Source organism: Algoriphagus halophilus (genome assembly GCF_900129785.1).
Taxonomy (GTDB): domain Bacteria; phylum Bacteroidota; class Bacteroidia; order Cytophagales; family Cyclobacteriaceae; genus Algoriphagus; species Algoriphagus halophilus.
This window is the reverse complement of sequence record NZ_FSRC01000001.1, coordinates 2,368,829-2,390,746: the sequence shown is the minus strand read 5'-3', so window position 1 is coordinate 2,390,746 and position 21,918 is coordinate 2,368,829. Positions and strand designations below refer to the sequence as shown.

20 protein-coding genes are annotated in these 21,918 nt (G+C 37.8%); 14 read left to right on the top strand and 6 right to left on the bottom strand.

The genetic code is table 11. The features are described 5' to 3' along the window. Window positions 1-229: 229 nt before the first annotated feature. From BUR11_RS10025 to rffA, 8 genes are all read left to right on the top strand, one after another. Window positions 230-1,777 (top strand): hypothetical protein, encoded by a 1,548-nt coding sequence (locus BUR11_RS10025; protein WP_074224680.1) that lies wholly within the window; start codon window positions 230-232, stop codon window positions 1,775-1,777. After that, window positions 1,765-3,315 (top strand): hypothetical protein, encoded by a 1,551-nt coding sequence (locus BUR11_RS10020; RefSeq protein ID WP_074224679.1) that lies wholly within the window; start codon window positions 1,765-1,767, stop codon window positions 3,313-3,315. The genes BUR11_RS10025 and BUR11_RS10020 overlap by 13 nt, the downstream gene beginning before the upstream one ends. A 173-nt stretch (window positions 3,316-3,488) precedes the next feature. Then, on the top strand, window positions 3,489-4,205 hold the full coding sequence (locus BUR11_RS10015) for a hypothetical protein (RefSeq protein WP_074224678.1): 717 nt from the start codon (window positions 3,489-3,491) through the stop codon (window positions 4,203-4,205). Between the two features lie 286 nt (window positions 4,206-4,491). Continuing rightward, the gene (locus BUR11_RS10010; protein WP_074224677.1) at window positions 4,492-4,998 is read left to right on the top strand and encodes a winged helix-turn-helix domain-containing protein; all 507 of its coding nucleotides are present in this window, start codon (window positions 4,492-4,494) and stop codon (window positions 4,996-4,998) included. A 131-nt stretch (window positions 4,999-5,129) separates the two neighbouring features. Further along, window positions 5,130-5,957 (top strand): ABC transporter permease, encoded by an 828-nt coding sequence (locus tag BUR11_RS10005; protein WP_074224676.1) that lies wholly within the window; start codon window positions 5,130-5,132, stop codon window positions 5,955-5,957. Between the two features lie 173 nt (window positions 5,958-6,130). Then, a complete protein-coding gene (locus BUR11_RS10000) occupies window positions 6,131-7,048 on the top strand; it encodes a glycosyltransferase family 2 protein (protein WP_074224675.1) in 918 nt (305 codons plus the stop codon). A 134-nt stretch (window positions 7,049-7,182) separates the two neighbouring features. After that, complete coding sequence (locus tag BUR11_RS09995) at window positions 7,183-7,854, top strand: GNAT family N-acetyltransferase (RefSeq protein WP_143185910.1); 672 nt, start codon at window positions 7,183-7,185, stop codon at window positions 7,852-7,854. Between the two features lie 10 nt (window positions 7,855-7,864). Then, the gene (gene rffA, locus BUR11_RS09990; protein WP_200800403.1) at window positions 7,865-9,022 is read left to right on the top strand and encodes a dTDP-4-amino-4,6-dideoxygalactose transaminase; all 1,158 of its coding nucleotides are present in this window, start codon (window positions 7,865-7,867) and stop codon (window positions 9,020-9,022) included. A gap of 105 nt (window positions 9,023-9,127) precedes the next feature. Here rffA and BUR11_RS09985 read toward each other — a convergent pair whose 3' ends face one another. The 6 genes from BUR11_RS09985 to BUR11_RS09960 all read right to left on the bottom strand — a co-directional run bounded on the left by BUR11_RS09985 (window position 9,128) and on the right by BUR11_RS09960 (window position 14,639). After that, window positions 9,128-10,000: a DUF5777 family beta-barrel protein gene (locus BUR11_RS09985; protein ID WP_074224672.1), complete on the bottom strand. Its 873-nt coding sequence runs from the start codon at window positions 9,998-10,000 to the stop codon at window positions 9,128-9,130. Continuing rightward, complete coding sequence (locus BUR11_RS09980) at window positions 9,997-10,536, bottom strand: YceI family protein (protein ID WP_074224671.1); 540 nt, start codon at window positions 10,534-10,536, stop codon at window positions 9,997-9,999. Before BUR11_RS09980 ends, BUR11_RS09985 begins: the two co-directional genes overlap by 4 nt. A 2-nt stretch (window positions 10,537-10,538) precedes the next feature. Next, window positions 10,539-10,925 carry a 2-polyprenyl-6-methoxyphenol hydroxylase gene (locus tag BUR11_RS09975; protein WP_074224670.1) on the bottom strand — a complete coding sequence of 129 codons (387 nt, stop codon included), beginning with the start codon at window positions 10,923-10,925 and terminating at the stop codon, window positions 10,539-10,541. An 87-nt stretch (window positions 10,926-11,012) separates the two neighbouring features. Then, window positions 11,013-12,239 carry a porin family protein gene (locus BUR11_RS09970; protein ID WP_074224669.1) on the bottom strand — a complete coding sequence of 409 codons (1,227 nt, stop codon included), beginning with the start codon at window positions 12,237-12,239 and terminating at the stop codon, window positions 11,013-11,015. Beyond that, window positions 12,208-12,777 carry an RNA polymerase sigma factor gene (locus BUR11_RS09965; protein WP_074224668.1) on the bottom strand — a complete coding sequence of 190 codons (570 nt, stop codon included), beginning with the start codon at window positions 12,775-12,777 and terminating at the stop codon, window positions 12,208-12,210. The genes BUR11_RS09970 and BUR11_RS09965 overlap by 32 nt, the downstream gene beginning before the upstream one ends. A 200-nt stretch (window positions 12,778-12,977) precedes the next feature. Continuing rightward, window positions 12,978-14,639 (bottom strand): FAD-dependent oxidoreductase, encoded by a 1,662-nt coding sequence (locus BUR11_RS09960; protein WP_074224667.1) that lies wholly within the window; start codon window positions 14,637-14,639, stop codon window positions 12,978-12,980. A gap of 847 nt (window positions 14,640-15,486) precedes the next feature. Here BUR11_RS09960 and BUR11_RS09955 point away from each other — a divergent pair. The 6 genes from BUR11_RS09955 to BUR11_RS09930 are packed head-to-tail and all read left to right on the top strand — an operon-like array spanning window position 15,487 to window position 21,916. After that, complete coding sequence (locus BUR11_RS09955) at window positions 15,487-17,001, top strand: MBOAT family O-acyltransferase (protein ID WP_074224666.1); 1,515 nt, start codon at window positions 15,487-15,489, stop codon at window positions 16,999-17,001. Continuing rightward, window positions 17,001-17,939 carry a hypothetical protein gene (locus BUR11_RS09950; protein WP_074224665.1) on the top strand — a complete coding sequence of 313 codons (939 nt, stop codon included), beginning with the start codon at window positions 17,001-17,003 and terminating at the stop codon, window positions 17,937-17,939. Before BUR11_RS09955 ends, BUR11_RS09950 begins: the two co-directional genes overlap by 1 nt. A gap of 36 nt (window positions 17,940-17,975) precedes the next feature. Beyond that, complete coding sequence (locus BUR11_RS09945) at window positions 17,976-18,839, top strand: FkbM family methyltransferase (RefSeq protein WP_074224664.1); 864 nt, start codon at window positions 17,976-17,978, stop codon at window positions 18,837-18,839. After that, entirely contained in the window at window positions 18,836-19,915 is a 1,080-nt protein-coding gene (locus BUR11_RS09940) for a glycosyltransferase WbsX family protein (protein WP_074224663.1), read from the top strand. The genes BUR11_RS09945 and BUR11_RS09940 overlap by 4 nt, the downstream gene beginning before the upstream one ends. Continuing rightward, complete coding sequence (locus BUR11_RS09935; protein WP_074224662.1) at window positions 19,908-21,179, top strand: ABC transporter ATP-binding protein; 1,272 nt, start codon at window positions 19,908-19,910, stop codon at window positions 21,177-21,179. The genes BUR11_RS09940 and BUR11_RS09935 overlap by 8 nt, the downstream gene beginning before the upstream one ends. Further along, complete coding sequence (locus BUR11_RS09930) at window positions 21,176-21,916, top strand: class I SAM-dependent methyltransferase (protein WP_074224661.1); 741 nt, start codon at window positions 21,176-21,178, stop codon at window positions 21,914-21,916. Before BUR11_RS09935 ends, BUR11_RS09930 begins: the two co-directional genes overlap by 4 nt. The last annotated feature ends 2 nt before the right edge of the window (window positions 21,917-21,918 follow it).

Here is a 21,918-nt window from a genome sequence, read left to right as displayed (position 1 = left end):
GGTAAAAAAATGTGGAAAAAAATCCCTTAATGATGGTCTAGAAAAAATGTTGAGAAAAGTTGCTTAATCACCCTGACATAAAGGTAGAAAGCAGCATTGAAAAAAAAATACCCAGTACTGGGTATTTTTTTGTTTTTAGGCCTAGTAGTTATCCACAAATTGTGAAATTTTTTAGAAAACATTGAATCTTTATCAGTTGGGTTTTGAGGAGAACTATTAATTTTATCTTGTGAATTTTAGCAAATCAGACCTTTCTACACTGACCTTAGCCTTAACTTTTTTCCTAGGCATATTGATGATCCTGTTGGGAATAAACAGAGGATTCGACACCTCTGATGAAGGGCTTTATTCTTTGCTTTTAAACCCACATCAAGCCAATAGTGCTGGAATCTATAATTATGACCTGTTTTTTAAGGTATTGTATAGCTTGTTTGGGATTGAATTTGGAATTGTTGGCTCCCGAGTAATTCGCTTGATTAGCTACCTTATCGGAGGGTTTGCCCTTGCTTTGTTCTGGAAGAATATCCACGCTGATAAAAAAATAGATTTAAATGTGTGGTTGGTTAGTGTGCTAGGGGTGTTTTCCGGGTATGCATTTCTACCTCCATCCTTATCTTATAATTCTATTTCAGTGGTTATCGTTTGCCTGTGGCTATATTTAATAACCAAGGAAACCCCATCTTTCTGGGTGAATATTGGGATTGGGTTTTTACTAGCACTTTTATTTTATGTGAAAATAACCACTTGTGGGTTATTAGGGCTTTTGACAGTTTTGATAATTTCATATAGAAGGTCTTTGAGTCCCATAGTGATAATTTCACTTCTTTTCCCCTTTTTGTTTTTGGAGTCCTTGTTTTACCTGACATTACATGAAGCAGGGATTTTCAGGGTGTTGGAGGGGTACCAAATGATGATCAACCGAGAAGATTACCAATGGGTATTGCTAGTTAAACATAACTTGGTAGGCGTTTTTTGGATTTTAGTAGCCTCTATTCCATTTTTCATTACAGCCAGAGCAGGAAATAAATTCAGATGGTATTTACTCGTGCTTTCTATCATATTCGAACTTTGGGTTATTCAGAAGACGATGATTACAAATGAGTGGTCTCATGGAATCCTAATTGTGACTTTCTCCATCATTGCTTTTTTAATAGGGAGTAAGAAAGATTGGAATTGGAAACCCTCAAAAACACTTTTTTTTATAATTCTGATGATTTTACCTTTTGTCTTACACTTTGGGTCCAATGTTTATTTTTTGAGATTAGGTATTCATTATTGGGTTTTTGGAGTATTGGGAATCTTTTTTTTGATAGAGAAAAAACCAACTTCCCAGAAGATAAAATTTGTCTATTCTTTTTCTATCCTTTCTCTGATTTTAATTGCGAACGGAATCTGGTTGGGGCCATTTGAGCAATTGCACTTATTAAATAATACAGTAGAGTGGGAGTATAGAAAGGGAAAAAAAATTCTGCTTTCCCAGGAAATGGTTGCTGTGTTGGAAGATATGAAGGAAAAGATTCGAGCGGTTCCAAATGAAGAAATTATTTCCGTATATCGAAATCCCGGTTGGATGGTACTTCTAGACCTCACCTCTCCTAAAAATCCTGGAATTTGGGATCAAGACCAACTCAATACCTATTTCCCCTATTTTCCTGAAGGGTTCGATTATATTATTTATTTTCCCTACCAGGAACTCCCCGGAGATGCGATGTCCCAATTTCAAGTTCAAAAATATAGCTTGCCTCAAGGAGAAGTAAATCTATTATGGAGAAGATAAAAGGGAATTTATTTTTTTTGATTTGGTCCGGGCTTGGGTTATTGATTACCATCCTGATCTGGAATTTGCCATGGCGTTTTCAGGTAAATGATGATGAGATTATGATGTGGTTAATATCAGGTGCTTATACGGGCACACCTGAAACCTACACGGTCTTTATTCATCCAATACTTAGTTGGAGCCTTGCTAAACTTTATACCTATTCCCCACTCATTCCCTGGTACCCTATTGCTTGGTTTGTCGTTGTCTATTTTTCATACTTGGTACTTGTCTATTCTATTTCAAGACATGCGGTTTCATCTTTTTATAGGGGGCTGCTCGTGTTGGTTTTACTAGGTTTAACCATCCACTTTCTATTCTTTTTACAATTTACCCAGGTAGCGGGATTCGCCGCTTTAGGAGGTTTCTTGTTGATTTTGAACGCTGGAAGATCATATTTTCAATTGGTATTAGGAGGATTCTTATTGGTAGTAGGAGGATTAATAAGGATGGAGGCAATGTTCTTGGTTTCCTTTGGGTTTGTTAGTTGGGCTTTTTTTAATTTTAAAAAAGAGCAGCTACTGGGATATGGTAAAAAATTAGCCCCTGTTTTTTTGGTTTGCCTGTTATTAGCTGCAGGTAAGTCAATTTGGGAAAAGAATTCAGAATATTCGGATTTCCTTGTTTTCAATCAAGCTAGATCTTCGGTGATTGATCATCCGGTATTTTATAGAAAAGTTGTTCAGGAAGAAATAAGCAAGGATTCTCCATGGTTTTATTTTTCAAGGTGGTTTTTTGAAGAAGGTGAAATAGATATTGACCAGTTAGAAAAAATGAAATCCAGTCTTGATGCAGCGTTGTTTTCTCTAGAACAATTCAGAAATACAGGTTATAGAATTGTTTCAGTACAACGTGCAGAAGCATTTAAGAGCTTTCTTTGGGTAGTTCTATTATTCCTATTTCTACCAACCCAGAACCCAAGAAATAGAAAATTTCTTGCATGTTGGTTGCTTGGAATGGTGGTTTTAAATCATTTTTTCCTGTTTTATGGAAGAGTTAATGTGCTGTTTTTATTGGTTCTCTTAATTCCAATTTTCTTCAATCTTCCTCCAAAGAGTAATACAAAGCTTGTAGTAGGAATGTCGTTTGTCTTGATTTTTGGAATGATTTATCATACCATGAATTTTTTAGAAGAAGGGAAAAATCGAGCCATCATGGATGAGGAGATGCAATACCTTATCAGTAGGATTGATGAAAATGCCCCCATTTTTTTAGAAGGATATCAAGAACATATGTTTGGACTTGATTTTACAGTGAATAATCAGGTTCCATTCATTAATCAAGGTTGGCTTTCCAGATCTCCTTTTCAAAAGAAGATGCTAAAGAAGTATGATGTGGAAAAGCCAAGCGAATTATCCTCCTATTCTTTATTGGCAATCCGAATGGATGAACCTGTGGTTTTTCCTGATTATATGAAACACTTAAATCCCAGGTTCCAATTAGTAGAAAAAATCGAAACTAATAATTTCCAATTATTAAGATTTGCTACTTCTGAGTAAAGGACATCCTAAAATATCTTTTGGTTGGTTGATCCAATAAATTTTAACGCTTGGTTTTGATCGTTATATCTATCTCATCATCAGTTGTTTAAAAATTTATTTTTGAAGGCTTGGATAAAGATTTTGTTAAACCTCAAATCAAAACTAAATTGATGCTTTTGAATCAGATATAAATGAGAAAATTAATCAGACTTAGAGATCTATTACTTGGGATTGATAAACTTGAGAAATCAAACAAAAAGCTGGAAGAGAGTAATTTGTTTAAAATCAAGGAGCTAAAAGCATTTGAGGTGTTAAAGCCTTATTTTCCCGAGGGATACTTGTTTGAATCAAGTTTTAGTATGTCTTTTCAGGCAATCCAACATATTCTAAACGATATATTTATTTATAAGCCTGAGAGGATATTGGAGTTTGGATCTGGTTTATCTACCCAAATCATATCCAATTTTTTATTGGAAAATAAGTTAACTACTAAGTTATATAGTGTAGACGATGATGGGGAATGGCAGTCCATGCTCAAGGTTTCCAACCCAAATGTCACATTATCCAGCTTTTCATTGGTTCAGGATAGCCCTTATTCTTATCAGGGAAAAGGAAAATGGTTTGACATACCTGAAAATCATGAACTCACCCAATTGAATTTCGATTTGGTGATAGTGGATGCTCCTAAAAAAAGTGTCTGCAAATATTCTAGATATGGGTTTATTCCTTTTTTGAAAGGTAAGATTTCGAAGAATGCTATTATCTATGTGGACGATTCCAATAGACCTGATGAACAACAAATTGTGGAGTGGGCAAAAGAACATTTCCCAACGATAAATACCTCCAAGTTTCATCAAAGATATACTAGGATCTCTGGGGAAGAGGCATTTTCTACCCGACCCTCTTAAAACCATATCCTCAACGATCCTTTTTTTAATTCCTGCATTTTAAATCACAATTTCTTAGAGAAAGAAACAACAATCCAATTTTTTCAAAATAGGAGGGGCAGATTTTATGTTTTTGTATTTGAAGGGGTGATTGTGAATAAACAAACTACAAATTTGCTATTACCAAACAACCGAGTAAATTTATTACTCAGTATGGTAGGTTCCAGATGGGACTGAAAGGGCATTGCCATCCTAAATAGCCAATCCCACCTGATTTTTTTAATCACTTTTTCTGACATTATAAAGCTTGCTAGAATCGCTCGTTACATCTAAAACCCGCATCAAACTTTTGCTGAAGTTTTTTGCACATGCCAATTCCGGGTATTTGCGTTCCTTGGCAAAGGAGTTTGATGAATCCACCAACTCCGTTCGGGTTGAATTAAATCGATTAACAGAAGCCGGATTATTGGTTTCCGAGGAAGAAGGGAAAACCAAAGTATATCGTGCTAATAAGCAGCATCCATTCTTTTCTGAAATCACCAATATGGTATCCAAGTTTTTAGGGTTGGATGACCTAATGGAACGTATTGTGAAAAGAATGGGAGAGGTGGAGAAAGCCTATATCGTAGGTGATTATGCCTTGGGAGTTGATTCGGGAACCGTCCATATGGTCTTAATTGGTAAGAACTTAGACACTGATTATCTCGATTTTATTCGTGAAAAAACCTACGAGAAAGTTCAGCGAAAAGTGGAAGTATCCATATTGGAGGATGATCCTGGAGATATTCAGGGGATTTTGGTGTATGGAAAGTGAAGCCCAGTATTCGGGAGGAAATGTTCAGATGCCGGTAAACAGCCCTGGTTGAAATGAGAATCGGTTGACTTCCAGCTTCAAAAGCAATATCAAATTGCTCCATTTTAAATCCTTAACACGCTACTAATAAATTGAATCCAAAAGAACATATTAAAATCATACAACCAACATCCGGCTGGCAGCTAATTGATTTCAAGGAACTCTGGAGATACAAGGATTTATTGTACTTTCTGACCTTACGGGGAATAAAGGCACGATATGCCCAATCCATTTTGGGAGTAGCTTGGGCGATTATACAACCCTTGTTTACCACGCTGGTATTTACGGTGGTATTCGGGAATTTAGCAAAAGTGGATTCAGATGGCATTCCCTATGTGCTGTTTTCTTATTTAGCCCTTTGGCCATGGAATTATTTTTCCGGTACCCTTACGGAGTCTGCCAATTCCCTGATCCAAAATGCCAACATGATTACGAAGGTTTATTTCCCCAGGATGGTGTTGCCACTTTCTTCCATACTTTCTAAACTATTAGATTTTATCATTGCATTTGTGGTGGTGATCGGGATGATGATTTATTTCAAAGTGGTTCCTGGATGGGGATTGCTGGTGGTTCCGCTATTAATTATTCAACTCCTGATGTGTAGTTTGGGGGTAGGGATGACCTTATCTGCCATGGCAGTGAAGTACAGAGATGTGAAGCATGCCTTAACTTTTGTTGTACAGCTATTGTTGTATGCTGCACCGGTGGTTTATAGTACAAATGCAGTTCCTGAAACTTACCAAAAGTATTACATCCTAAATCCCATGGTGGGAGTCATTGAAGGGTTCCGAGCAGCCTTTCTGAATCGTCCTATGCCTTGGGAATGGATCTGGCCAGGTAGTATAGTGGCATTGGTTCTATTTGTTTTTGGAATGATGTACTTCCGAAGGATGGAACGCATATTCGCAGATGTAGCTTAATCATATCCCTTGGGAATCTTTCTAAAATCGTTTTGCTCTTAGGGGTTGGCATTTAAGATAAAGGGTGAAAAAAATAATACTCAACCTATAGACCCCAGATACTAATACTAGAAAATCATTCAATTTCCACCCTTTGAAATTCAATTCTAATTATCCCTCATTCCAATAGCTCAGTGCGACTTTCCATTGTTTCTCCTGTTTACCGTGCCGAAAATACGCTTGAAGAACTGGTCTTCAGGATAAAAAAGGCAGTTCCGGCAAGTGAACTGGAAATCATTTTAGTGGATGACGGAAGTCCTGATAATTCTTGGGTCAAAATTGAAGAATTGGCAGCCACTCACCCAGAAATTAAGGGGATTAAGCTTTCCAGGAATTTTGGACAACATTATGCGATCACAGCTGGGCTGGATGCTTCCCTTGGAGAGTGGGTAGTAGTGATGGATTGTGATTTACAGGATCAACCCGAGGAAATACCTTCCTTTTTGGACAAAGCTTTGGAAGGCTATGACGTGGTTTTAGGGAAAAGAAAAAATAGGAGAGACGGATTCCTAAAACGACTCTCATCCAAATTGTTTTATAGAACGTTGGCATGGCTGACGGGCTCCCATCAGGACGAACGCATTGCTAATTTTGGAATCTACCATAGAAACGTAATCAATGAAATTATTCGGATGCGGGAAAGCATTCGATATTTTCCTACCATGGTTAAATGGGTGGGTTTTAGGCAAACCAGTATGGAAGTGGTCCATGCCAAACGAGAGGAAGGAACTAGTAATTACAGCTTTAGCAAGTTGTTTAATTTGGCCTTGGATATCATGTTAGCCTATTCGGATAAACCCATTCGACTTACCGTAAAACTTGGGTTTGGGATTGCGTTCTCTGGTTTTTTATTTGCGCTCTTTACCTTTTTCAAGTATCTCAATGGTGAAATCATAGTGGCAGGGTATGCCAGTTTGATTATTTCCATTTGGGTATTGACCGGGTTTATTTTGATTACCCTAGGTATGGTCGGACTGTACGTGGGGAAGACCTTTGAGGGAGTAAAGAACAGACCGGTTTATATCATAGAAAAGCAAACGAGGACTAAATAGTACTTGACAAGAAAAGAGTTGGACAAATGAATCCTAATTAAACTTAGTACATATACTAAAAATTCAGCCCGGAAGGGCTATCTTTTTTTCTTCTGGTCTCAATCCTACAAGACCCTTCATTTCCTCAGTTTCAATTGAAAATACAGACACTTCCATTCGATTCAGAATTGTTTGGGTATCCCGTAGCAAAGCTAGAGGTACAGGGGGATTGGAATGAGTTTGAGTTTTTAAAAAAAGCAGAAGAATTCAATTTGGTTTACCTGTTTTCCAATGACCCTTTGGATACTCAAGACCCCAGGATTTTATATTTAAATAAGAAGGTGGTTTTCAAAAAAGACCTGAAAGAGAAGAGGGAAATAGATCATCAAGTGAAAAGGTATACCAAGACCGAGGTACTGCCTTCACTTTATTCATTGGCCTTTCAAAGTGGGGCATATTCTCGTTTTCATGTAGATACTAGATTAAAGCAGCAAGAATTTGAGAAAATGTATACTGCTTGGATGGATCGGACGCTGGATGAAGATGAAATTCTGGTTTTAAATGATTGGTCAGGCATGGTTACCTATTCGGTGGAAGGAGAAGAAGCAAGCATTGGGTTGTTGGCCGTTGCAAATGAAAAAAGAGGGCTGGGCTTAGGATCTGCTCTGATACATGCGGTGGAGGAAGAGTCCCTAAAATCTGGTGCAGAATTTATACTGATTCCTACTCAGGATACCAACAAAGCGGCATGCCAGCTCTATCAAAAATTGGGATACGCAATAGTGGATGAAACATATGTGTATCATTTTAAAAATCGGGAAATCTAAACGCTAAAATCTGAAACCTGAAATCAAAATCCCTTTCAACAAGCCATTTCAATCAGGAAAGGAACTGACGTATATACAAGATGCCATCCACCGGGGGAAAATCTCAGGGAATGGACATTACACCCAGTTATGTCAGGAGTTTTTTGAAAAACGATATGGGTTCCAAAAGTGCCTGTTGACCACTTCCTGTACCGATGCTTTGGAAATGGCAGCCTTGCTTTGTGATATCCAACCCGGAGATGAAGTCATTGTACCCAGCTTTACATTTGTGTCTACTACCAATGCGTTTGTATTGAGAGGAGCCAAGGTCGTCTTTGTGGACAGTAAATCTGATCATCCGAATATGGATGAAAAACTGATTGAAGAGCTTATTACCACTAAGACCAAAGCCATTGTGGTTGTTCATTATGGAGGAGTTCCCTGCGAAATGGATACCATCCTTGAAATTGCCGATCGATACCACCTATTGGTAATTGAAGATGCAGCACAGGGAATAGACAGTTTTTATCAGGGGAAAGCATTGGGAAGTATGGGGCATTTGGGATGCATGAGCTTTCATGAAACAAAAAATATCCAAAGTGGGGAAGGGGGAATGTTGATGATCAACGATCCTTCTTTGATAAAAAGAGCTGAAATCCTATGGGAAAAAGGAACAGAGAGAGTCGCTTTTTCAAGAGGGGAAGTTCAAAAATACGGGTGGGTAGATCAAGGAAGTTCATTTTTGCCTTCTGAACTTACTGCGGCATTCCTTTGGGCTCAGCTAGAAAACCTTGATGTAATCCAATTGAGAAGAAAAGCAATTTGGGAAGACTATTTTGGCGCTTTCAATCGGGAGGAAGTTCAATCGCATGTTTTGGCCCCCAAGTATTTGGAGCTTATCAAAACATTGAATTCTTCCTCTTCATATCTAAAATTCAGTGCGAATGCACACCTCTTCTTTCTACTTTTTCCATCCCTTGCCACAAGGTCAATTTATATCAATTCGCTCAGGGAAAATGGAATTCTCGCAGTATTTCATTACCAAAGCCTTCACAGATCAGAATTTGCTAAAAGGCATTTCCCCGATCAATATCAGCGGGATCTCCCCAATTCTGATTACTATTCCGATTGCCTATTACGTTTACCGCTTTTTTATGAGTTACCGAAGCTCAGTAAGCAGTTTGAATAGCCTACTTCCACATTGACTATAAACTTTTCATTCTTCACTTTTAACTCCTCTAACCCCTCTATCTCCTCTATCTCCTCTATCTCCTTTATCTCCTCATTTTAAACTTTAATCCAATCTCCCTTTTCCTACCTGAAACGACCTGGAAATATTGAATCCGAAATGGATGTCTCCATCAAAGAAGTTTCCTGTAGTAGAAGGGATAAATCCAGAAGGAGTCATTTCATTGCTGTTCGTGAACTGCAATTGAAAAACGTGTCCACCGGTTTCAATTTCTATTCCCAGTCCCAAAGAATTATAGCCAGGCAAGTCGTTTCCAAATCGATAATAATATTCTCCTGTAATTCCCACTCTTCTTGATAAAGAGACCTTAGCAGCCATGCCTAATGCAAATAGGTCATTACCTTCGATTTCTGTCGGAACTAAGTTGCGGTGCACATAACTTGGCATAAATTGAATCGATAGGATCGAATTGAATTTTCGTGCCACCAATGCCTGATGCACATATCGAAGCCTTCGTTCAAAAGTCATCGGCAATTCTGGTCGTTTCAAGGTGTAGATGGAAAAATCACTGACCCAAGTGATAGAGACGGGACTTCCTTTAGTCTTTTGTTGAAGGATTCTACCCTTTATATAACTATCATATACCTTATTGAGGGAATTCCTTCCTAAGCCTATTGTCAATCTATCCAAAATGGAATATTCCAACCCCAGTCTTACATTCGCATCATCCAGGCCAAACAAGTTGTAGGAACCTGAATTGATTCTTCCGAATCTATGAGAAATGATGACTTCCAAATTCCCTTTTCCTCTTGTCTCTATTGATTGGCCATTGATGATCCTTGTCCCCTTAAAAGTTCCAGTGACAGGTCTTGGGTCATTGTCAGAACTTGCTCTTAATTGATCTAATAGATCCTGTCCGGATGAGTTCATGGTAATGAATGCCAATAATAGGGTGATAAATAAACGTACTGAATTCATAAGCTTGGGTTTTGAAATTCAAATTGTATGGTCACTTCTACTTCTTCCGCAATTTTTTGAAACATCAATTTTGGGATTTCGATGTCATAATCTTCAAGGGCCACCTGAAACACTGCTTTCAATAAAAGCGTGTTGTTTTGACGGATGATTTCTCCAGGAATCCTTACCTGATTTTTTACGCCATGAATCATCATTTCCCCTTCAGCAACCGCCTCACTTTTTGTGGCGTCTTTTTGATATCCGGATATAGTTCCTTTGAAATACGCCTCGGGGTATTGATCAGATTCCATATAATTTTCATTGAAATGCTCCTTCATCAGCGTTTTGTTAAATTCAAAATCAGCTATAGGAATCAGAAATACTGCTTCACCGGTTTCTGGATTGAATAGGGCTTTTGCTTGGTGATTTTCAGCAGTGATATCCTCGATTAAGGCACTACTGAAGAATTTGACATACCCCTTTTCAGATTGTAAAGCCTGACATGATCCATAATAGGCATGTAGCCAGAAGAAGGTAAATAGGATTAACTTTTTCATGATTAATTGTCTTTAGCACCATTGGCCACCCAGCAATTGATCAGTTTTTTTTCAGAGTCCGATAGGGACTTGCCTGAAGTGGAAGGAGGCATCACACCAGCTTGGGTATTGGTTCTGATTTGACTGGCGAAAGAAATAATATTCTCTTTGACAGATAAATTAGCCCTACCTGTACCGGAGACATGGCATCCTGCCACAGCACAATTTTGCTGAATGATGGGAATAATATCATTGGCCAAAGAAGCGGTGCTTCCTTCACATTCATTGTTTGGTGGAGCTGGCAATTGATCTTCTGAATCCGAGGAACAGGAAATAAAAATCATCAGAGCTGAAACAAATGTGGCTATGATTGCCCAATTGGTTTTTTTGTTCAAGAATGTCGTTTTCATAGTTGTAGGGATTAAAATTTTAGCAAATAATTTCCTGACCTCTTTTAACTGTAAGAGGTTAACATATTTAATAAGAATGTGTTATGGTTATTTCAGTGTTTGGCTAGGATAGAATTTTAGACCTATGAATATTCCGGTACTTTTTAATGAAACATCCCCTTCTCCTACACCTGAAAAGGGTACCTTGAAATAGGGTTCCACCTGTAAACTGATTTGCCTACCGAGTTTTCTTTCATAACCCACGCTGATATTGGCTATGCCCAAGAAATGCTGATTGGCACCTTTTACCTCTAACTCCCTTGTATAGGGATATCCTGTGTCTTCGTTATAGTATTCCAGTTCATATTTTTCTTTCAGCATCAGGTAAGAGGAGACTCCTGCACTGATGAAAAACCGTTGAACTTTCCCTTCGAAAGGATAATATCTTAGGTTCAAAGGAATGTCAAGCAGGTCACAGGCTCCAATTATATAGGTTGGTTCATAACCATAATTTGAATGATAGCCCTGATCTCCACTGTATGGCTTATAGGAATAATAGACTCCGGTGGAAATACTCAATTTTGACCGGATAAAATATTCGACACCCAGGCCAACCATATTTCCTGCTTTGCGAAATTGATCGATTTGAATTGCACTGATGTCTGGAGCTACCTGAACTGAAATATTGAATTTTCCTCCAAATTGTTCCTTTCCCTGCTTACTTCCCTGCTTACTTACTTTTTTTATGTCTTCCTGAAGAGGCGCTTCGAAAGAGAAAGTCGTCAAGCCTTTTTCTAGTGATTTGTCCAGACCTTCCAAACTTCTAATTGAAATTGCCCCATTCCTCTCACTCACGGGAATAGGATGGTCGAGCCCCCTGTTTTCTGCATAGGAATTTCCGACAAAAGATTCTTGGTCGTAAATAGGGTTGAAAGTGGCAGGACCTGATAAAGGTGAGCTTTCATTATAAGATTCCTCAAAAGCACTTTTACCAGATTCATCACCTTCTAGGACGGATATAGGACTTTCCTGAGGAGTATTGTTTTCAAGTGGAATCGGCTCCAGAAAGCCCTCATGTTGTTCTGTTTGATACTCCTGAATGGGATCCTGCCTTTCCCAAATGGAACTCAATAAGGCACCCACAAGGAGCAAAGCTGCGACCCAACTTAAGATGGACGTTTTCCAGTCAATGGCCCCGTTAGAAAGATTTTGATCCAGCCGTGATTCCATATCAGACCAATCTTTCTCTGAGAAGGGGATGTCCGCCGACTCGGAAATCTTTTTCAAGAGTTCATCCAACTCCTTATCGCTCTTGTCGAAGAAATTCTCGCTCATTGCTTTGGGTGTTTAACATCTCTCTTAATTTTTGCCTTGCCCTCGAAAGGTTTGATTTGGAGGTTCCTACACTGATGTCCAGTAACTTGGCAATTTCATCATGGGTATAGCCATCCAGAATATATAAATTGAAAACAGCCTGATAGGCGCTTGGCAAGCGAAGGATCAATTGTAAAAGTTCCTCATATTGCATGCTTTCCAATGGGCTTGGTTCGCTAGTTTCTGACTCAGTAATCTGATCAAACCCAGTTTCATCCATTTTTTTATGATGCTTTTTGAAATGATTGATGCATCGGTTAATCAACACCCTTCTAAACCAAGGTTTGAAGGGTAAGGATGGATCTAATTTTCTAGGCGTTTTGTATAGAACCATGAATCCATCGTGCAAGATTTCTTTCGCTTCCTCCCTGGTTTGGGTATAGCGTAGGCATATACTCATTCCATAACTGTAATAGCGTCTATACAGAATCTCCTGGTATTTACGGTTGTTTTCCACCAGGCCTTGCCAGATATCTTTTTCCAGTTTGTCAGATTTCACATTCCCAAGCTTGCATTAGCCCATACAAGGGAAGTTACGAATTGGTTGCGTGGGATTTTAAAAAAAACTCTAATCTTATGAGCTAAGGGGATAGGGTTGGCGAATTCCTATGTTCAAAATATTGAGTTAGGATAGTATACTCTTACAGAGAAGTAAGAGCCATTTGATCCTCGTACTTCCCATTCCGTACTTATTAGATTTTACTTCAACCGCTGCTTATATTTTAGAATAATTTCCTTCAATGAAGCATAGGAGATATCCTGAACCGGAATGGACTCGTCGATTGCCATCACTGCTGCTATTGCTGCAGATTGCCCCAATACCATGAAAACCGGTTCCATTCGGATGGATCCAAAAGCAATATGTGAAGCACTGATACAAACAGGCACCAAGAGGTTTTGGGCTTCCGATTTTTTAGGAATAATGGATCTATAGCTGATTGGATAGGGGCCAGAAACATGAGCTTCTACATTTCCTTCATTTTGGACAAAGCCATTGGCATCCACGTAGCGCTGAATATGATGAGAATCCATTCCATAGGCTGCCAGACCAATTCCATCGTCTACAACCTCTAAGCCCTCACAATGATGCTGGGTCATCACCAAATCACTGACCATTCTTCTTGCTTCCCGGATATACAATTGGTTTTGCCAACCGTCCTCCCGCTCAAATTCATCTTTGCTGGTACCCCATCTAGAGACTTCATTTCGTATTTTTTCAGGCATTCTTGGGTGATAGGCCAAGGTCCACATCAAACCTTGTTGATATTTTCTATGAGCTTCTACAATCCTTTCCCGTTCTTCATAGCTGGCCTCCGGATAATCATAGTTTTGCCCAATGAAATCAGTGGAAAAGCCCAAACGGTTGTTCGTGTCCGTTTTTCGGTTGGGCATGGAGGAATTGATCCAGGGAACCTGAGCTTCTCCCGTTTCATAATTTCGGATCAGTAATTCATAGTCCAATTCCTGATAACCTTCAGGTTTTTCAAATGGAATTCGGTTATCAGGATGATCCGTTAAGCACATTCTAAAGCAGTAAGCCTGAACCTTGTGGTCCCCAGCTCCATCGATTCCTGGTCCCTCGGGATTAATAAAAGGAAGTAAACCACTGGAAGGATTGCCTTTTTCAACATAGGGATCCACACCCGGGACGAAATTATGGTTGATGGCATTGCGGGAAACCTTGTTTTGGAGGGTAGGGGCATAATAATTGGCTTGGACCCCATTGAGGGATTCCTTGTATTTTTTGTTCCCCTCTCTTCCTACCGTATAGGAAACCCCAGCAGTAGCCATTAGATCACCTTCATAGGTGGCATCCATAAACATTTTACCTTGGAATTTCTTTCCGCTTTCCATGGTAATGGCTTTAAGTAGGCCATTTGATTTCTCGACCCCATCCTCAGTTCTCAAAAGCCGTTCTCCATAGACAAGAGTAACTTCCTCCTGATCCAACATCTGTTGGAAAACCTGTAAGGCTGCAGAAGGTTCAAACGTCCACATGGCATCTTCTCCCTCAGCAGTGGTCGTTTGACCTCCGTCTTTGTATTCTTCTTTTTTCTGCCATTTCCAATGTTCAGGCTGGTTATAGTATTCCTTGATACCTTGGTAGAATTCCCTGCTGATTCCTCCAATCGCCTGTTTATTCCCTATGTCCGTTTGTCCTAAACCGCCGGTAGTCAGTCCTCCTAATCGATGACTGGGCTCAATTAACACCACAGATTTATCCATTCTGGAAGCTTGGATTGCCGCTGCTACTCCTGCTGAAGTACCCCCATAAATGACTAGATCATATTCCTGCCCAAGTACATAGGTCCATTGAATGAATATTAAAAAAATGAAGCAGGGCAATCGAAATCTGGTCATGAGTATTTGGAATTATTGTAAAAAGTAAAGGTTCAATTAATTGGGAATTTAAGATAACAATTGAAGATCAATTTTTTGGATTGAAATTTATCCGATCTTAAAAATATCTGCCCCAAAGTGCTATCTTGAATAAAGAAGATATGCCTTCGGCGAAATAAAAGCTCGTACCTCGATTGAAATACGTCTTCGGCGAGATATAGCCTCGTTCCTCGGCTGAATTAATCCGCCTTTGGCGGAGAAATACAGCTTCCTGCCTTCGGTAGGCAGGCACTGAGATAGGCTTCGCTAAATATTGGCTCCTTGGTCGACTGAGATTTGTTCCTCGAAATACATCATTTTCAATTTTGATCATTTTCAATTTTCCTTACTTTAAATTCCTCTTTTTAAACTTTAAATTTTTCATTCTCCAAACTCTAATTAAAGCTCACCAATTCCCATTTGAAACTTTGTTGTTCAAAAATCTCACATCATAAAATTTGCGAATCCAAACCAACCGAGTAAATTTATTACTCAGTCAGTTTAAGTCATTTCGCCTGCCCGCCGTGGCGGGAGAGCAGCCTGGCAATCTCAGTAGCATTACTGACTCCATTTCTTCATTTTTAACTCCTCATTTTAAATTCAAAGATGGGAGTGAAAGGGCGAAGCCTTGGCCAGTTGGCAGTGTTCAATTCCGCGTCAACACTGATACAAAATAGAGGAGGGCAGTCTAGATATACATTGCACGCAGAATCATGAATATAGAACAGATGATCACTAGACCTTGTGTCCTGCAATTCTTAATTTCTGCCCCCTGAACGCTTTCCTTTGCACCACTGATTTCTGTCAACTGATCACTGTTCACTGAAACATGCTTTTCAACTCCTTCACCTTTCTGATCTTCCTGCCGATAGTATTTCTACTATACTGGTTTGTATTTCAGAAGAATTTGAAGTTTCAGAATGCCTTTCTTTTATTGGCTAGCTATGTGTTTTATGGCTGGTGGGACTGGAGATTTCTTGGATTGATTATTGCGAGTTCGGCGATAGATTTCTGGTGTGGATTAAAGATGTCGACAGACGACGGTCAGCAGTCTACAGCAGACTTGAATCAATTTGAAATTGAGAAAGGACTGACCACTGACAACCGACCACTGAAAACTGAAAACTGGTTCACAGGCCGTAAACGCTACTTAGCCATTTCTTTAATTTTTAACTTAGGAATTCTCGCTTTCTTCAAGTACTTCAACTTCTTTATAGATTCTGCAGCTGACTTTATCTTGTTACTAGGTTTTCAACCTCATATCAGCACGCTTAACCTGATACTTCCTGTAGGGATTTCTTTCTATACCTTTCAAACTTTAAGCTATTCCATAGACGTCTATAAAGGGAAGCTAAAGCCAACTAAAGACCCAATCGCCTTCTTTACCTTCGTGGCTTTCTTCCCTCAGCTGGTAGCAGGTCCTATAGAGAGGGCTTCGAATCTACTTCCTCAGTTCTTTAAAAAGCGGGAATTCGAATACCAAAAAGGATCCGATGGAATGAAACTAATTCTCTGGGGTCTATTTAAAAAAATGGTTATTGCTGACAACTGTGCCTTAGTAGTCAATCCCATATTCGAGAATTATCAAACCGCATCAGGATTAGAGCTTATCATGGGAGCTATCCTCTTCGCATTTCAGATCTATGGAGACTTCTCAGGATATTCGGATATAGCTATTGGTGTAGCAAAGCTCTTTGGTTTCGATCTGATGACTAACTTCCGAACTCCCTATTTCAGTAGAGACATCGCTGAATTCTGGCGGAGATGGCATATCTCACTTTCTACCTGGTTTCGTGATTACCTCTATATTCCGCTTGGAGGAAGCCGAGTAATAAAAGCCAAAGCTATTCGCAATATCTTTATTGTATTCTTGGTTTCGGGCTTCTGGCATGGTGCTAACTGGACTTTTATAGTTTGGGGAGGGATCCATGCTGCCTTATTTATACCGATCTTTTTGATTGGGAAGAATAGAACTCACCTTCATGAAGGAAGCCATCTTATCCCTTCCTTCAAAGAAGCTTTAAAGATGGTATCAACTTTCACTCTGGTCTGTATTGCTTGGGTGTTTTTTAGGGCTGATTCAGTTGGAGATGCTTGGGGGTATTTAGGTGGTTTGTTTAAAAACCCTTTATTACCAAGGAATTTTGCTTGGCTTGGCTATGATATAAGAATTGCTTTGATTCTTTTTCTTGGATTGGAATGGATTGGAAGGTTTCAGTTCAATTGGTTAGGTAGGTTAGAGGGAAAATGGTATAGATACCCAGTTTACCTATTTACAGGATTCCTAATCGTTTTTTGGGGAGTGTTTACTGAAGCTAAGGAGTTTATTTACTTTCAGTTTTGATGAGAAAGTTCGGGCAAAAATTCTTCTTTATTTCGGCTGTATTTGCACTTTTACTCTATAGTGTAGATTACTTTATTCAAGAAGGATTAAAAACTTCAAATTATAGAGAGGTAAGCAAATGGAATGAGGTAATCAAAGGCGGGATAGATGCTGAGCTTTTAATTGTAGGTTCTTCAAGGGCTTTGGTTCATTATGATTGCGAGTTGATTGAGGAAATTACTGGTAAAAAGTGTTTTAATTTAGGATTTGACGGCACGCTATTCGAGCATCAACGACTGATGTTAGATTTATACTTAAAGAACAACAAGGCTCCAGAGACCTTGGTATGGAATGTGGATTATCATTCATTTGAGCACAGCAAGGAATTCTATGGCTTTGAGCAACTAGTACCCTATCAGGATCAATTGGAGGTTCAAATGTTATTAGAAGCCAATGAAGAGACAGATGCATTACTTTATCAAATTCCAGTGTTGCGCTACAGTTTCAATCCCAAAATGAAAATGGTCGGCTTATTAAACTTCTTTGAACTATACGAAACACGACCTGCCTTGATTAAAGGCTACCGTAAAAGCGATAAAGTCTGGGATAGAGAGTTTGATCGATTTAAAGCGAAGTATAAAGAGGGTATTTCATATAAGGTTGAAGAACAAATATTTGCCCAATTTTCAGACAGACTAATTACTTTAATTCACGATAAAATCGAAGTAGTCTTAGTCATAAGCCCTATTTATTATGAGGCTAAAAATCTAATTCGGAATGAGGATCAAATTACCAAGAGGGTTGAAAATTTAAGTCATGAATATGGTTTTACTTTTCTCGACTATTCCGATGACTCAATCAATTATTCAAAGGATAATTTCTATAATGGAACTCACTTAAATAAAAATGGAGTATCGCATTTTACAAAGAAATTTGCTTTAGAATCTAGCAAATTTTGATTTTAGGTTGTGAATTATTAACCCCTCAACATAAAAATGTTTTTTAAAAGTCTTAGAGTTAAGATTTATTTTTGGAGAAGAGATTTTTTTAGAAAAAAATTACTTAAAAGAATAATTGAATTTTCAAAAAAAGGTTCTGTCAATGATTTGGAATTGGAATCAATCCAATTTATAGAAAAGAATGGTCTGTGTATTTTTCCTCATTCATTTTCTGAAAAGTATCGAGATTTCAAAACTGAAGTGTTTTTTGAAAACTCATTTCCATATGTCTTTCACAAAGGCAGAAAACTATTTTTTAAGAAAAGATGGGGTGCAGAACAGGTTAATCATTATTATAAAAGTATAGTAATGGAGCAAGATGATGAATCTGCACATTTATATTGTGATGCTGATTTTACAGTTGAGGCCGGAGATATATTAATTGATTTAGGAGTAGCGGAAGGGAATTTTTCAATAGAGAATATAGAAAAAGCCAGTAGGGTTTATTTATTTGAAAAGAATCAAGACTGGTTGGAGCCTCTTGAAGAAACATTTAAGGGATTTGAAGAAAAAGTTACCATAGTTAATAAGTTTGCGGGCTCAGAAGATTCTGGAAATTCTGTCTCTTTAGATTCATTTTCTGAATTGTTTGATAAGAGTATTTTTATAAAAATTGATGTAGATGGTGGGGAGCGGGAGGTTTTAAAAGGGATGCAAAAACTATTAAAGGAAGCCCAAAAAATTAAAATTGCAATTTGTACTTATCATTCTCAAAATGATGCCATTGAATTTGAAGAATACTTTAAAAAACTGGGATTCGAAACAAGCTTTTCTTCAGGATATATGTTGTTTTATCACGACAAAAAGATAAAAGCTCCTTTTCTAAGGAAAGGTGTTTTAAGAGTATCTAAATATCAATGAAATTTTTTGCCTACTACCTACCTCAATTTCATACTATTCCAGAGAATGATGGATGGTGGGGAAAAGGTTTTACTGAATGGACTAATGTTAAGAAAGCAACTCCTTTATTTCCAGGTCATAAGCAACCCTTATTTCCTGGAGAATTGGGTTATTATTCTTTAGAAGATCCCGATACTCTTAAACTACAAGCTAGTTTGGCCAAATCCTATGGAGTAGATGGTTTTGTTTTTTATCATTATTGGTTTGGCAATGGGAAAACATTATTAGAAAGGCCGCTTCAAGATTTTTTAAAAAATACCAATGTTGATATTCAATTTGCGATGTGCTGGGCAAATGAATCGTGGAAAGGAACTTGGCATGGCGCAGGTAACAGAATGCTTCAAGAGCAACTTTATCCTGGAAAAGAAGATTATATAGCACATTTTGAATATCTATTGCCTTTTTTTAAAGATCCAAGGTGTCTTAAAATTGATGGGAAATCTGTTTTTCAAGTATATGTACCTGAATCAATTCCAGATTTAGAGGTTTTCGTGAAAACTTTTGATGATCAAGCTAAATTGGCTGGATTATCTGGAATTTATTGGATTGCTGTAAAGACTAGGGCAAATTGGAGTGGATTGAATTCTAATTTCAATGGATATGTTAACTCTAATCTTTCAAATATTAATCAGTACCACAGGAAGTCTGGTTCTGGTATTTTTCTAAGATATTTTTTTAATAATCCAATTGTTCGCAATGTATTGAAGTGGCCCAAAACTATTTACTATCATACTGTAAGAGCTTGCTTAGAGGATTTTAAAGATCAATATCTTATTGATTTCTTTCCACTAGCGATTCCAAACTGGGATAACACTCCACGGACAAAAAAAAATGGGACAGTATATTTGAATGCTACACCAGAAGCTTTTGAAAAACACTTAAAAACTTGTGTAATTCAAGCTTCAAAATTATCATCTGATCGACAAATTGTTTTTGTTAAATCTTGGAATGAATGGGCTGAGGGGAATGTATTGGAACCAACTAAAAAGCATGGAAGAGATTATTTGGAAGTGATTAAAAAAATCAAAAATGAGTGAATCTGTAATTAAGGTTTCAAACCTCTCTAAGCGTTATCGGCTAGGTTTAAAAGAAAAACAAGCTGAAACCTTTGTAGGTCAAATTGGAAACTTGATTAAGTCTCCTTGGCAAAATTTAAGAAGACTTCGTGAAATGAGTCGTTTTGGGATTGAGGATGATTCGGTCTTTTGGGCACTAAAAGATCTCAACTTTGACGTCAAAGAAGGAGAAGTTTTAGGGATTATTGGTAAGAATGGGGCCGGTAAATCCACCTTACTTAAAATACTTTCTCAGATTACTGAACCTACCTCAGGGAAGATTGAAATACATGGGAGAGTTGCTTCATTATTGGAAGTAGGAACTGGATTTCACCCAGAGCTTTCGGGAAGGGAAAATATTTATATGAATGGCACCATCCTTGGGATGACGAGTAGGGAGATTGATTCTAAGCTGGATGAAATAATTGATTTTTCTGGAGTTGAAAAATTTATTGATACTCCTGTTAAATTTTATTCTTCAGGTATGAAGGTTCGTCTAGGTTTTTCTGTTGCAGCACACCTAGAACCTGAAATTTTGATTATTGATGAAGTGCTTGCTGTTGGTGATTATGAGTTCCAAGCCAAGTGCTTAGGAAAGATGGAAGATGTGGCAGGTCAGGGAAGGACCGTTTTATTTGTTAGTCATGATCTGCCAGCTATTAGTAATTTATGTAACAGAGTTTTAGTTTTAGAAAATGGTTCAGAATTAATAACTTCTGAAACACCTCTTGCAATAGAAAGATATTTAAATAGAGAGTCTTTTTTAAATGAAAGTGCCACCAACCATTTCCCAAAAGGTGATAATGGACTGTTGATTAAGGAGGTAAAAGTTCATACTTCCCATCCTCAAAATATTCACAGATTTGGAGATCCCCTAGATATCTCATTTGAGTTGGAAGCACCAGAAGGATTAGATCAAGCGAACATCGCATTTCAGATTGTACACAGTACTTCTGGAAGGCCAGCTCTTTATTCTTGGCTTCATCACAAAGAAATGAATATTGGGGAGAAGGAGGGTGTTTATTATTTGAAATGTCACTTCCCTTCTCTTAAACTTTATTATGGGAAATATCATTTAACCTTGCATTTTTCTGAATTGGATGGGACTAAAAATGTAATGAAAATTGAGAATATAAACTCCTTTGAAGTTTCTATGATGAATAAACCTCATCAGTTCTCATGGGGAAAAGACAACTGCGTTTATATTGATGATTTTAATTGGTCAGTTGAATTAAAAGAGAAATGAATAGAAATACTGAATATTTAGGTAAACCACTTGCAATATGGGATGAGAATTCTCTTAAATCTTTCTGGGATTTTGAATCTTTACAACCTGAAAACTTTTTTACAAATGGCCACGGAGATGAGATTTTGGAATCTGTCAATAAATATTTAGATAAAAGCATAAGTATACTTGATTACGGTGCTGGATTTGGTTTTTTAAGTAAAAAGCTTTTGGATAGGGGGATGCAAGTTTCCGCCATGGAGTTTTCTAACAAAGGGGTTAAGCTTTTGGAAGGAGAATTGAAATCCTATCCAACACTTAAAAAAGTTTTTAGCTATGATCATTTATTAGATAGTGGAGAGAAATTTGATTTGATTTTCGTCGTCGAAGTAATTGAACACATTTATGACAAAGAGCTAAATCAGTTATTTGACAATGTTAAACAACTTTTAAGACCAGGAGGGAAAGTTGTTTTTACAACCCCAAATGATGAAGATTTATCAAAATCTTATATTTACTGTCCTTTTAGTGATAAAGTATTTCATAGGTGGCAACATGTAAGATCATGGAATGTTGAAACACTTAATCAAAAAATAATTGAAAAGGGATTGAAGCCCGTCCGAGTTCAATCAACCCATTTTTTTAAATCAGCCAAATGGTATGGTTTTAATCGATATACAATTGGTAAATTCTTTGAGTTTCTTAAAAATAAAATTGAAAAGAAGAAACCACACCTTTTAGCCATCGCCACCATTTAAAT

Bases quoted from the DNA above. Each gene is read 5' to 3' on its own strand.
- BUR11_RS10020 (WP_074224679.1), top strand. From the start codon at position 1,765: ATGGAGAAGATAAAAGGGAATTTATTTTTTTTGATTTGGTCCGGGCTT.
- BUR11_RS10015 (WP_074224678.1), top strand. From the start codon at position 3,489: ATGAGAAAATTAATCAGACTTAGAGATCTATTACTTGGGATTGATAAA.
- BUR11_RS09985 (WP_074224672.1), bottom strand. From the start codon at position 10,000: ATGAATTCAGTACGTTTATTTATCACCCTATTATTGGCATTCATTACC.
- BUR11_RS09980 (WP_074224671.1), bottom strand. From the start codon at position 10,536: ATGAAAAAGTTAATCCTATTTACCTTCTTCTGGCTACATGCCTATTAT.
- BUR11_RS09975 (WP_074224670.1), bottom strand. From the start codon at position 10,925: ATGAAAACGACATTCTTGAACAAAAAAACCAATTGGGCAATCATAGCC.
- BUR11_RS09970 (WP_074224669.1), bottom strand. From the start codon at position 12,239: ATGAGCGAGAATTTCTTCGACAAGAGCGATAAGGAGTTGGATGAACTC.
- BUR11_RS09960 (WP_074224667.1), bottom strand. From the start codon at position 14,639: ATGACCAGATTTCGATTGCCCTGCTTCATTTTTTTAATATTCATTCAA.
- BUR11_RS09955 (WP_074224666.1), top strand. From the start codon at position 15,487: ATGCTTTTCAACTCCTTCACCTTTCTGATCTTCCTGCCGATAGTATTT.
- BUR11_RS09950 (WP_074224665.1), top strand. From the start codon at position 17,001: ATGAGAAAGTTCGGGCAAAAATTCTTCTTTATTTCGGCTGTATTTGCA.
- BUR11_RS09945 (WP_074224664.1), top strand. From the start codon at position 17,976: ATGTTTTTTAAAAGTCTTAGAGTTAAGATTTATTTTTGGAGAAGAGAT.
- BUR11_RS09940 (WP_074224663.1), top strand. From the start codon at position 18,836: ATGAAATTTTTTGCCTACTACCTACCTCAATTTCATACTATTCCAGAG.
- BUR11_RS09935 (WP_074224662.1), top strand. From the start codon at position 19,908: ATGAGTGAATCTGTAATTAAGGTTTCAAACCTCTCTAAGCGTTATCGG.
- BUR11_RS09930 (WP_074224661.1), top strand. From the start codon at position 21,176: ATGAATAGAAATACTGAATATTTAGGTAAACCACTTGCAATATGGGAT.